Consider the following 12,259-nt stretch of genomic DNA (forward strand, 5'->3'; position numbering starts at 1 on the left):
GTGCTTATTTTCACAGAACAAGAACTAAGGGAATATGTTGGGCTAAATCCCGATGCAGTGAGTTTAGTAGCAGATGCATTTACAAAACTAGCCAATAATGAGGCCATGATGCCACCGATTATGAGAGTGGATATTGACGACCAAAATGGCGAAGTTGATGTCAAAACAGCCTATATCAAAGGCAAAGAAATGTTTGCGGTCAAGATTTCCTCAGGTTTTTTCAATAATGATCTGCTCGGTCTGCCGGCAGGTAATGGAATGATGATCTTAATCAGCACGCGAACAGGAGTTCCGGAAGCCATTCTTTTAGACAACGGGTACTTAACAGATGTTCGGACGGCTGCGGCAGGTGCGGTTGCCGCTACGTATCTTTCTAAAAATTCGATTACAACAGTTGGTATTATTGGGGCAGGTAGTCAGGCAAGATTTCAACTAAGAGCTTTAAGTCTAGTTAGGGAGTTTTCAAAAGTCCTTGTCTATGCTCGATCAGCGGAACGTTCCCAAAAATTTGCGGAAGAAATGACTGCTGAATTAGGAATAGAAGTCATTGCCGCTCAAAGTGCTGAAGAGGTTGTCAGAAACAGCGATACAGTCATTACCACTACCCCGGCAAAACAGCCGATTATCAAAGCAGAATGGCTGCATCCAGGACTGCATATTACCGCTATGGGATCAGATGCAGAACATAAGCAGGAATTAGAGCCGGAAGTATTGGCGAAAGCAGACATCCTTGTCTGTGATACAAGAGCCCAATGCGCACGCTTAGGAGAACTTCATCATGCCCTTACAGCCGGAGTTCTGAAAGAAGAGTCACAGGTTGTCGAATTAGGTGAACTGACATCCTTAAAGAAGATAGGCCGGGTAAATGATGAACAAATTACAGTATGTGATTTAACAGGTACGGGTGTACAGGATACGGCCATTGCCCTGTTTGCTTATCAAGAAATGATGAGCAGAAATAAAGGGCTTAAAATCGATAACAACAAAATTCTACAAAAAAAATAAGAGGAGTGGTTAGTATGACAAATACAGACGCAAAAATGGGAACGAAAGCAGTATGGGCAGGAGAAAAGGATTATTTAGTGCATGGAGCTACACAAGTACCAGTTGTATTAAGTGTCGCTTACGGGTATGACGATATGGATGAATGGTATGATGTGGCAATTGGAAAAAAGAAAGGCCATATCTATGGACGTAATACAAATCCAACCGTTCAGGCATTTGAAGATAAACTTAAAATCCTTGAAGGAGCAGAAGCGGCAACAAGCTTTTCCACAGGGATGGCTGCCATCAGCAATACACTTTCCACCTTTTTAGTACCTGGTGACCGCATTGTGTCGATTAAAGATACATATGGCGGTACAAATAAAATTTTTACAGAGTTTCTTCCACGCCAAGAAATCGAAGTCGCGTTATGTGAAACTGGAAATCATGAGCAAATTGAACGGGAAGTAGAAAAAGGATGTAAAATTCTATACTTAGAAACACCAACAAATCCAACCGTGAAAATTACTGATATCGAACGGATGGCTAAAGCAGGGAAAGCTGCTGGGGCACTTGTTGTTGTAGACAATACCTTTGGTACACCTATTAATCAAAATCCGATTGCCTTAGGGGCAGATTTGGTCATTCATAGTGCGACAAAGTTTCTAGGAGGACATGCGGATGCCTTAGGTGGGGTAGTATGCGGCTCCCAAGAATTAGTTGAAAAAATTTATCATTTCCGTGAAATTAATGGCGCAACAATGGATCCAATGGCAGCCTATCTGATTTTACGTGGGATGAAAACGCTTCATCTACGTGTTCGCCAACAATGTGACAACGCGATGACCCTTGCGAAATATTTACAGACAAAAGAAATTGTTGAGGCCGTTTATTATCCAGGTCTTGAAACACACCCACACCATGATATTGCGAAGAAACAAATGCGAAACTTTGGCGGAATGCTTAGCTTTGCCGTTAAGGGTGGGGTTGACACGGTTCGCGATCTCCTTCCTAAATTGCAATACGCAAACCGCGCTGCGAACCTAGGTGCCGTAGAAACTACAGTCGGTCCAGCTCGGACAACAAGTCATGTTGAATGTACCCCAGAAGAACGGGCAGCAATGGGGATTCCGGAAGGACTTATCCGAATTTCATGTGGAATTGAAGAAATCGAAGATATCATCGCGGATTTTGATCAAGCCTTTAACCACGTCGAAAGTCTATTAAAAGTAAAATAAATTCCAGTCAAATGCAAGGAGGCAAAGAGTTGATGACAGAACTTACCGATCATCGAACCGTGCTTCAGGCAAACGCGTTATCAGCAAAGCTGATCGAATGGAGGCGTCAGTTTCATCAACATCCCGAACTCAGTTTTCAAGAGTTCGGGACCTCCAGGTTTGTGGCTGAAACACTTAAAAATATTCATAATTTGAAGGTTGAAACAGGAATTGGGGTTGAAACAAGTGTTGTTGCGACGCTTACTTCTGGTGAAGGTCCTACCATTGCTATCCGTGCTGATATGGATGCTCTGCCAATAAAGGAAGAGAATACCGTTGAGTATAAGTCGAAGCATGCAGGAGTCATGCATGCTTGTGGCCATGATGCCCATACTGCCATCTTGCTCGGTGCCGCTCATTTACTTGCTAGTAAATTTGAAACCGAAGGGTTAAAAGGAACCGTTAAATTCATCTTTCAGCCGGCAGAGGAGAGTACGGATGAAAAGGGACTGTCCGGATCGCCTTATTTGGTTCAAGCGGGTGCGTATGACAATGTCGATGCGGCGATTGCCTTACATATGTGCCCATGGCTTCCTGACGGGTCAGCTCAAGTGAACGATGGTTATAGTATGGCGAATGTCGATGTGTTTACGGCAAAAATTTTTGGAACAGGCGGTCATGGAGCCTATCCTGAGCTAGGGACGGATCCGATTTGGATGCTTGGAATAGTAATGCAGGCCTTGCACGGAATCGTTTCAAGAAAGCTGCCGGCCTTGGAAGCTGGGGTCATTAGTATTGGTCAGATCCATGCTGGGACAGCCAGCAATATTATTCCGAATGAAGTATTGATAACAGGTACAATCCGCAGCTATACTCCTGAAGCACGTGATTTATTGGGTATGGAATTAAAGAAAGCCTTATCTATCGTGGAGCCATTGGGAGGCAGATTTTCGCTAGATGTCGAAAGAGGCGAACCGGCCTTATACAATGATGCGCAGGTTAACCGTTTATTTATTCGATCAATGAAAGAAATGTATCCGGAATTGCAGATTGTGAACCAGCCGTTTGGAATGGGTGGAGAAGATTTTGGCTATGTGACGAAAAAACTGCCAGGTGCTTTATTTTTCCTCGGAAGTGGACCAAAGGATGGAATTCAGCGGGATTTACATACGCCAATTTTTGATCTTGATGAGAACTCCTTAGCAAAGGGCGCAGCCATTTTAACGCAAACAGCTGTAAATTTTTTGAATGGAGAATCCCATTCACAAAACATGAATAAAACGGAGGTTCAAGTCCATGTCTCATAAATTAGCTTTTATCGGTTTCGGTGTAGTTGGGCAAGGATTAGCCGAAATCTTGTTGGAAAAGAATGAAGAGTTAAAACAAAATGAAGGCTTTACAGCAAGTGTTGTAGCTATTTCTGATTTTATCAAAGGATCCATTTATAACCCTAATGGTCTTGATATAGATGTGGTGTTAAGCACCCTCAGAGAAACAGGTAATTTAGAAAATTATCCACCAACTTCTGGATTAATTAAAGGTTGGGACAGCTTTAAAACCATCACGGAGACAAATGCCGATACGATTATTGAAGTATCTTATACAGATGTAAAAACAGGTCAGCCTGCTATTGATCATTGTAAAGCAGCCTTTGAAAGCGGAAAAAATGTGGTGATGACCAATAAGGGTCCGGTTGCTCTTGCTTACAAGGAGCTTTCAGAAATGGCTGAAAAAGAGAGTGTGTCATGGGGCTTTGAGGGTACGGTGATGAGCGGTACGCCATCATTAAGAATGCCCATTACAACACTTGCTGGGAATTCGATTAAGGAAATTCGCGGAATATTGAACGGCACGACGAATTTTATTTTAACGAAAATGGAGCAAGAAGGTGTTTCCTACGAAGCGGCATTAAAGGAAGCACAGGAGCTAGGGTATGCAGAAGCAGATCCCACCAGTGATGTAGAAGGCTATGATGCCAGATATAAAATTGTCATTCTTGCCAATTATATTATGGGCATTCCGTTAAAGGTGGAGGACGTTTCCTGCAAGGGGATTAGCCATCTCACCTTAAAGGATATCGAAGAGGCAAGCGCTGAAGGGAAACGATGGAAGCTTTTAGCCAAAGTACAAAAGGAAAACGGGAAAGTAACGGCACAGGTTGCACCCGAAAAGGTGGACATTACCGATTCATTGGCATCCATCGGAGGTGCTGTGAATGCGATCACCTATGAATGTGATTTACTTGGTCCTGTCACACTGAGCGGGGCAGGTGCGGGGAAAACAGAAACAGGCTTTTCGCTTTTAATCGACTTGATTCATATCAACCGCGAACGCAAACCGGTAAACGTTTGATAATAATCTGAAGGGCGGGAAATAGATGACAGTTATTTTGAAAGGACAAAAGATGTTGATTGGCGGTAAATGGATAGGACGTCATGAGGTCATCGAAGTGCGTGACCCTCAAGATAATAGCTTACTTGATACGGTACCTGCGGCTACTAAAGAAGATATGCTTCACTGTATTGAGGAAGCAAAAGAAGGGGCAAAGATTGCGGCAGCCATGTCGGTGCACGAAAGAATCAAAGTCATCAATGGAGCGGCCGATTATATTGAAGAAAATCAAGAAAAGTATGCCTTGATCATCAGCAAGGAAGGATCCAAAACCATTCGCGAAGCAAGAAAAGAAGCAGCAAGATGTATTCAAACACTGCGAATTAGTGCGGAGGAAGCAAGGAGAATTAATGGCGAGACACTTTCCTTTGATCAAATGTCGGGTGGTGAAAATCGCGTTGGTTATTACTATCGCTTTCCAATTGGGATTATCGCTGCGATCACTCCTTTTAATGATCCGTTAAATCTTGTCGCGCATAAAGTTGGACCTGCGATCGCGACAGGCAATGCTATTATTGTGAAGCCGGCAACGGTCACACCACTAAGTGCGCTATTGCTCGCTGAAGCCTTCTCACATGCCGGTCTTCCGCCAAAAGTCTTATCGGTTATTACAGGCCATGGCCGTGAGATTGGTGATGTTCTCGTCACCCATCCTGCGATTCGGATGATCAGCTTCACTGGAGGCTTGGAAGCAGGAGAAGAAATTGTCCGTAAAGCTGGCTTAAAGAAGATTAGTATGGAGCTTGGGTCGAACTCACCCGTTATTGTATTGGAAGATGCGGATCTCAAGGATGCAGTTGAATCATCCGTATCAGGCTCATTTTGGGCAGCGGGGCAAAATTGTCTCGGCGTACAACGGATTTATATACAGGAAAGCATAATGGAGCAATTTCAAAAAGATTTTATCTTACGGACGGAACAGTACTGCGTGGGTGACAAACAATCGTTAGAAACGGACATGGGACCGCTGATAACAGAAAAAGAAGCGATTCGTGTGGAAAAAATGGTCGATGAGGCCATAGCAAAGGGTGCGAAATTACTTACAGGCGGAGAGCGCAATGGCGCCTTTTATTCACCAACAGTGCTAACAAATGTTCCGGACAGTAGCCGAATTGCAAAAGAAGAAATTTTTGGTCCGGTCGTCCTTCTTTATCCTGTAGAGGATTTAAATGATGCGATTGCAAAATCAAATAGTGTTGACTATGGTCTACAGGCAGGGATCTTCACAAAAAACATTGACGCTGCTCATCAAGCCATTGACCAATTGGATGTTGGTGGCATTATGATCAATGACAGCAGTGACTATCGAATCGATGCCATGCCGTTTGGCGGAGTGAAAAAATCCGGTTTAGGAAGAGAAGGAATAAAATTCGCTATTCAGGAAATGACCGAACCAAAAGTGGTCTGCTTCAAGTTATCAGCCCGATAGGTTAAGTGTGAATCGTGTATCCAGTTAATAAAAAAGTCTAGGGAGGGAATGGGCTCATGTCATTTTCAACATATGAGTATAAAGAGAGAATTCGTAAAACAAAAGAGCGGATGATGCAAAAGGGGATTGAAGTCCTTCTCATTACAGATCCTGCCAATATGAATTATCTATCAGGTTATGACGGGTGGTCGTTTTACGTCCATCAAATGCTAGTTCTTATTATTGATGAGGACCAGCCAATGTGGATTGGGAGAGAAATGGATGCAAATGCAGCTAAAGTCACTACTTGGCTTTACCGTGACAATATTATCCCATATTCTGATGAGTACATCCATTCCGACGCCAAGCATCCAATGGATTTTGTTGCAGGAATTTTAAAAGAAATTGGCCAAGATAGCCGCTCCATCGGGGTGGAAATGGAAAACTATTATTTTACCGCGAAATGCTATGAGCAGCTTAAGAAAGGTCTGCCAAATGCTTCCTTTCATGATGCTACTTTGCTCGTGAATTGGGTTCGTCTCATCAAATCAGATACCGAAATCGAATATATGAAACGAGCAGCAATTATTGCTGAAAAGGCAATGACGGCAGGGATTGAGATGATTCAAGAAGGTGTTAGAGAATGTGATGTTGCAGCAAAGATCTATCACACCCAAATTACAGGTACAGAAGAGTTTGGCGGTGACTATCCAGCCATTGTTCCACTTTTGCCATCAGGAGAAAAAACATCAACACCGCATTTAACTTGGACAGATGATCGTTATCGAGACGGTGATGCCGTTATTTTGGAATTAGCTGGCTGTTATAAAAGGTATCATTCACCACTTGCACGAACAGTCCAAATTGGAAGTCCAACAGATGAAATGAAAACCCTTTCAGAAGTGGCAGTAGAAGGCATCAATGCCTGCTTAAATATGATTCGTCCAGGGATTGTATGCGAAGAAATTGAAGAAACATGGAGAAAAACAATCGAGAAAAGCGGTTTCGTGAAAGAATCACGTCTTGGCTATTCGATGGGCTGTAACTATCCGCCAGATTGGGGAGAGCATACCGTAAGTATCCGAAAAGGTGATAAAACGATTTTACAGCCTAATATGACCTTCCACCTCATCCCCGGCTTATGGCTGAATGATTACGGTTTTGAAGTGAGTGAGTCCATTAGAATCACGGAAACGGGCTGCGAAACATTTGCTAAACTGCCAAGAAACTTGACCTTAAAGGAATTTGTATAGATTCCCGCTACTACTCTAAATCAGAGGTTTCAAATAAAGGGGATGGTGCATGGATGAAGAAGGCTACAATGGCTACTGCAATAGGAAATCTAGTCGAATGGTATGAATACGGTATTTATAGTTATACTGCAGCAATTATCGGAGCACAATTTTTTCCAGAAGAGAGTAGTTCTGTAGCTTTGCTTTACGGTTTTGCGATCTTTGCTATTTCATTCTTCTTTAGACCACTAGGAGGATTGATCTTTGGATCAATTGGCGACAAATTGGGACGTAAGAAGATCTTAGTCGTGACGATTCTGATGATGTCTGGGTCAACGGCCATCATAGGTTTGATCCCTAGTTATACTTCCATCGGGATCATGGCGCCATTGTTACTTATCGTGATGCGGATGACACAAGGGTTAGCCGCAGGCGGGGAATATACTGGCGCATCTGTATTTATGAATGAGTCAGCGCCTAAGCACCACAGAGGTTTATTCACTAGTTTACTAGAATCGGGCTCATTGCTTGGTTATATTATTGGCTCTATATTTGTTGCCATACTTACATCTGCTCTTAGCGCAGATGCTATGGCAGCATGGGGATGGCGGATCCCGTTTGTTTGTTCCTTGCCATTAGCATTGGTAGGCATGTACGTTCGAACTAAAATAGATGATACACCGACATTCCTCAAGATGCAGAAGGAAAACACATTGTCAAAGAATCCATTGAAAGAAATGTTCGTAACGGCTCGAAAGCCTCTCGTTATCTCATTTTTTATTGTAGCTTTTGCAAATGGCGCTTACTATACGCTATTGACATTTCTTCCGTCCTATTTCGAGACACAAGTTGGTTTAACGACTCTCCAATCTCTTGTGGTGACAACCAGTGGAATGGTGTTCATGATGATTCTCTTTCCGCTTTTTGGCACATTGGGTGATCGATTTGGTCGAAAGAGGTTCCTACTTGTATCTGCGATATTGGCTATATTCACGGCAATTCCCATAATCGCTTTCGTGACAAGTGGATCGCCGGCAGGTCCTTTGGTAGGGTATTTTGCTTTAAGTGTGATTGTAGCTATGTTTATTGGCGTATTCCCTTCCACACTGCCAATGCTGTTTCCAAACCGAGTGAGAAATAGTGCCTATGGGATCTCTTACAATGTATCGACAGCTATTTTTGGCGGCGGTGCACCTTTCATTATCACATCATTGCAGTCTGCAACAGGAAATAACCTAATGCCTGCCTTTTTCTTGATTGGAACAGGGGTAATGGCTATGGTGTCAATTATGTTCCTACCGAAGACAGTGATAGCAACAAATGATAGTTTGAATATACTGAACAATAAGGAAAATAAAGCGATTTAGGATCATACTTGTCATGAGAGATAAATAAAGTTTACGTGTCTGAATGAATTCAGGCACTTTTTTTGTATAAATAAAGAGGGTTTACCTTTTTAGGTAGCGGATGATATAGTTCTGTTACAATGGTAATGGTAGGTGAAGAGGTTTAAAAACCTCGTAGATAGAGTGTTAATCGACATTGAGCGTTTGGGGAGTGTAGAGACTATGAAGCAAAGTTTATTTCATTCATTGGAAGGTAAAAATATCTTCTTTAAAGAACTAAGTACGACTGATGCGGAAGAAATCCATAACTATGCATCAGATGAGGAGGTTTCTCGTTTTATTGGCTGGAATTTAATGAACAGTTTGGATGATACGTTTGGACTCATTGAGACGATGATAAATCGTGAGCTAGCTGGTACTCACTTATATGCATCCATTGTGCAAAAATCAACTCAAGAAATAATCGGGACAGCAATGATATTCAATTTTGACCATGAAGCAAACCATGCAGAGATTGGCTATGTTTTTCATCGAGACCATTGGGGCAAAGGCTATGGTACTGAGTGTGTGGCTATGATGAGTGATTTCGCATTCGAATCGCTTAAGCTGCACAAACTCCATGCTAGTGTGGTGGATGCTAATATTGGTTCAGCGAGGATCCTCGAAAAGAATGGCTATCTGTTAGAGGGAGAATTAAGGGATCACTATTTTATAGAAGAAACCTATTATAACGCAATCCTTTTCGGGAAAATTCAAACTAATAAAGATTGATTTTTAAATGATAAAAATTATATTACTGAGGGCTTCCAAATGGAAGTCCTTTTATCATGCATTCTTTTCAGTCATGCTTTTATGCAAAGCCAGCTAATTTAACGTGTCAGATTTAAAGATTGTTGAATACAATTTAGAATAACAGCACCCCGACATAAAGCGAGAGGTGGTGATGACATCATGTTTACTGTTACAGGAATGCAGGGGTTCAAGTTGTTTTCAGCTGCCCATATAGCTGTATTGATTGTATTCCTAGCTGCTTGTTGTGCCCTAGTGTATTTCAGCAAAAAACATAAAAAATACCAGCAGAAGATAAAATGGACACTGTTAATCTTGTTACCAGCATGTGAAATATCTTCACACTTATGGTTAATTCTAACCAATCAATGGGAAGTGAGCGATCTTCCTTTACAGCTATGTTCCATTAGTACTGTTTTAGCCATCTATTTATTTTTGATAAAGAACGAAAAAGTGTTTTATTTGTATTATTTTTTTGCTACTCTGCCTCCCATTTTAGCGATGGTTACACCTGAAATGGTCTACACATTTCCTCATTTTCGATTTATCGAATATTTTCTTCACCATTCAATCCTTCCGTTGACCGCGTTGTATTTTATCCTATATGAAGGGTACAGAGTTCCTCGAAAGGCTATCTTATTTACTTATGTAATTGTTAACATTATTGCTGTGCCAATCTTTATCTTAAATCAACTGCTGGGAACGAATTTTTTTTATTTAGCAAATCCTACTGAAACCAAGACGATTCTTACATTCTTTGGTACAGGGATTATATATTATATCAATCTAGAAATTGCCGCACTGATAGTATTTGGCATTACGTATATTCCGATGGGGATTTTAAAGAGGAGAGAAAACCAAAAAGCTGATGAAGATAATATAGGCAACGAGGGAAGTTGAGAGATTTCCAAGGGATGGAGCCATTGAACTTCATCCTTTTTTACATAATTAAATTTCGAATAGTTGTAAAAAAAGAAAAGAAGGTGCACCCCCCTTCCTAATAGTTTTGATTATAGTATTTTAACTGCGCTGAATCGTAGAAGTTGAGAAGTTTTTGACCATCTTTTGAAGGTTTCGATGACCCTCTCTTAATTTAATTGTTTCATCGATAATTTTTTGGAATCCTTCCAAATCTCTATCGCTTGCATTTAATAAAGACTTCGGTAGACCTTCGACGATTTGTTGTAGGGTAAGCTCCATACTCAGGGATCATGACCACCTTTCAACTTATTCGTTTGACATCTGTTCCGTTTTCTTAACTATTTTGTAGTGGAAGGATTTTTTCCTGCCTGCATGGTATAAAACTTATCTACATTAAACTCCATATTTAATAAAAAATAGTAAAAAATCACCTTTTTCGGACAAATTAAGACAGTAAATCAAAGGGAGATTCTCCGATTTGTAGAAAAATATTATATGAAAACACTTTTTATAATAGCCGAATTTTCCAATTTGATCCTGCCTTCCTAGTACTTTCTTTAAGAATAGAAGTTGAAGGGTGGCTTTTTTCACATAAAAATGGAACTAAAAATACCCCAAAGGAATCTGTTTTGATAGATTCAGAATTGTTAAACTATTATTACTAGCATGGGTTGGCTTCAATTAAATCTGTCAGGAGGGAATATAATGGAGCGAAAAGTACGCTTGATTCCGTACCAAGTGATTGCAGAGGTTGAAGAAGTAACCGAGGTGCCAAAAGGGGTCGAACTGATTCAGTCCCCAAAAGTCTGGGAAACAACAAAAGGGAAGGGAATGACCGTTGCCATTCTAGATACAGGCTGTGATCTGACTCATCCCGACTTGAAGGAGCGAATCATTGGTGGAAGGAATTTCACGAATGATGACAAGGGCAATAAAGAAGTTTATCGTGATTATAATGGACACGGGACCCATGTTGCTGGTACGATAGCAGCCACGTTCAATCAAAGTGGGGTTGTGGGGGTTGCTCCTGAGGCAAACCTAGTCATTATCAAGGTTCTTGATAAAAATGGTTCGGGCCAATATGAATGGATCATTAATGGTATTCACTATGCGATTGAACAAAAGGTTGACATCATTTCGATGAGCCTGGGTGGACCTGAAGATGTTCCTGAATTACATGAAGCCATCCAAAAGGCGGTAAATCAGAATATTCTGGTTGTATGTGCTGCCGGCAATGAAGGGGACGGACAGGATGCAACGAATGAATTTGATTATCCTGGATCTTACAATGAAGTCATAAGTGTTGGTGCCACTAACTTGGACAGACAAATATCTGATTTTACAAATTCAAATAATGAAGTGGATCTCGTCGCTCCTGGTGAAAATATTCTTTCAACCTATCTAAACGGACAATATGCGAAGCTCAGTGGAACGTCAATGGCCACTCCACATGTATCAGGGGCGTTAGCACTTATAAAAGCTCTTTCGAACCAAACATTCGAGAGGGAGTTAACAGAGCCTGAAATCTATGGACAATTAATAAAACGAACAGTCCCATTGGGTAATTCTCCTAAGTTAGAAGGGAATGGGATGGTGTATTTGACAGCCGTGGATTATTTGGCGGAAGTTTTCAATACAAAAGTTATGACAGAAGTGCTGAAGGTTTAATTACTTATGAGCTTACTTCGTAAATAAATTCAATTCAAAGGGGGACCTTCCTATTTGAAGGTCCCCCTTTGAATTGAATTGCAAATTTTAACATAAATTTCGATGAATGCCAGTCTGTCATTTAGTCACTAAAGCGTGCCTCTTCACAGTTCTATGAAATTATATTTAAAGAAAAATTATACCGTTGTAATATATCTAAATATTCCCTATAATATATTAATATTAGTAAAGCTTTTGTAGTGGCTGTCGGTATAGTCTGGCATCCATCGCTGAAGGGATTGTGCAACACCTAGCAAAAACGTT

10 protein-coding genes are annotated in these 12,259 nt (G+C 41.1%); all 10 read left to right on the plus strand.

Translation table 11 applies throughout. The features are described 5' to 3' along the window. The 10 genes from TY15_RS00415 (at position 1) to TY15_RS00465 (ending at position 11,956) form a co-directional block, all read left to right on the plus strand. Complete coding sequence (locus tag TY15_RS00415) at positions 1–1,005, plus strand: cyclodeaminase (RefSeq protein WP_040209047.1); 1,005 nt, start codon at positions 1–3, stop codon at positions 1,003–1,005. Positions 1,006–1,019: 14 nt separating this feature from the next. Then, positions 1,020–2,222 carry a cystathionine gamma-synthase family protein gene (locus TY15_RS00420; protein ID WP_040209046.1) on the plus strand — a complete coding sequence of 401 codons (1,203 nt, stop codon included), beginning with the start codon at positions 1,020–1,022 and terminating at the stop codon, positions 2,220–2,222. Positions 2,223–2,254: 32 nt separating this feature from the next. Further along, complete coding sequence (locus TY15_RS00425) at positions 2,255–3,508, plus strand: M20 metallopeptidase family protein (protein ID WP_040209045.1); 1,254 nt, start codon at positions 2,255–2,257, stop codon at positions 3,506–3,508. Next, on the plus strand, positions 3,498–4,553 hold the full coding sequence (locus TY15_RS00430) for a homoserine dehydrogenase (protein WP_040209043.1): 1,056 nt from the start codon (positions 3,498–3,500) through the stop codon (positions 4,551–4,553). The genes TY15_RS00425 and TY15_RS00430 overlap by 11 nt, the downstream gene beginning before the upstream one ends. 25 nt (positions 4,554–4,578) lie before the next feature. Then, positions 4,579–6,021 carry an aldehyde dehydrogenase family protein gene (locus TY15_RS00435; RefSeq protein WP_040209042.1) on the plus strand — a complete coding sequence of 481 codons (1,443 nt, stop codon included), beginning with the start codon at positions 4,579–4,581 and terminating at the stop codon, positions 6,019–6,021. A 56-nt stretch (positions 6,022–6,077) separates the two neighbouring features. Beyond that, entirely contained in the window at positions 6,078–7,253 is a 1,176-nt protein-coding gene (locus TY15_RS00440; RefSeq protein ID WP_040209041.1) for a M24 family metallopeptidase, read from the plus strand. 53 nt (positions 7,254–7,306) lie between these two features. After that, complete coding sequence (locus tag TY15_RS00445; RefSeq protein WP_042373927.1) at positions 7,307–8,599, plus strand: MFS transporter; 1,293 nt, start codon at positions 7,307–7,309, stop codon at positions 8,597–8,599. Positions 8,600–8,800: 201 nt separating this feature from the next. Then, a complete protein-coding gene (locus TY15_RS00450; protein ID WP_040209040.1) occupies positions 8,801–9,349 on the plus strand; it encodes a GNAT family N-acetyltransferase in 549 nt (182 codons plus the stop codon). 180 nt (positions 9,350–9,529) lie between these two features. Continuing rightward, positions 9,530–10,267 (plus strand): YwaF family protein, encoded by a 738-nt coding sequence (locus tag TY15_RS00455; protein ID WP_042373928.1) that lies wholly within the window; start codon positions 9,530–9,532, stop codon positions 10,265–10,267. 726 nt (positions 10,268–10,993) lie between these two features. Next, complete coding sequence (locus TY15_RS00465) at positions 10,994–11,956, plus strand: S8 family peptidase (RefSeq protein WP_040209038.1); 963 nt, start codon at positions 10,994–10,996, stop codon at positions 11,954–11,956. Positions 11,957–12,259 lie beyond the last annotated feature (303 nt).

The organism is Neobacillus jeddahensis (genome assembly GCF_000612625.1).
In the GTDB taxonomy this organism is placed as follows: domain Bacteria; phylum Bacillota; class Bacilli; order Bacillales; family Cytobacillaceae; genus Neobacillus; species Neobacillus jeddahensis.

Coding starts and splice junctions, on each gene's coding strand:
- TY15_RS00420 (WP_040209046.1), top strand. CDS start 1,020: ATGACAAATACAGACGCAAAAATGGGAACGAAAGCAGTATGGGCAGGA.
- TY15_RS00425 (WP_040209045.1), top strand. CDS start 2,255: ATGACAGAACTTACCGATCATCGAACCGTGCTTCAGGCAAACGCGTTA.
- TY15_RS00430 (WP_040209043.1), top strand. CDS start 3,498: ATGTCTCATAAATTAGCTTTTATCGGTTTCGGTGTAGTTGGGCAAGGA.
- TY15_RS00435 (WP_040209042.1), top strand. CDS start 4,579: ATGACAGTTATTTTGAAAGGACAAAAGATGTTGATTGGCGGTAAATGG.
- TY15_RS00440 (WP_040209041.1), top strand. CDS start 6,078: ATGTCATTTTCAACATATGAGTATAAAGAGAGAATTCGTAAAACAAAA.
- TY15_RS00445 (WP_042373927.1), top strand. CDS start 7,307: ATGAAGAAGGCTACAATGGCTACTGCAATAGGAAATCTAGTCGAATGG.
- TY15_RS00450 (WP_040209040.1), top strand. CDS start 8,801: ATGAAGCAAAGTTTATTTCATTCATTGGAAGGTAAAAATATCTTCTTT.
- TY15_RS00455 (WP_042373928.1), top strand. CDS start 9,530: ATGTTTACTGTTACAGGAATGCAGGGGTTCAAGTTGTTTTCAGCTGCC.
- TY15_RS00465 (WP_040209038.1), top strand. CDS start 10,994: ATGGAGCGAAAAGTACGCTTGATTCCGTACCAAGTGATTGCAGAGGTT.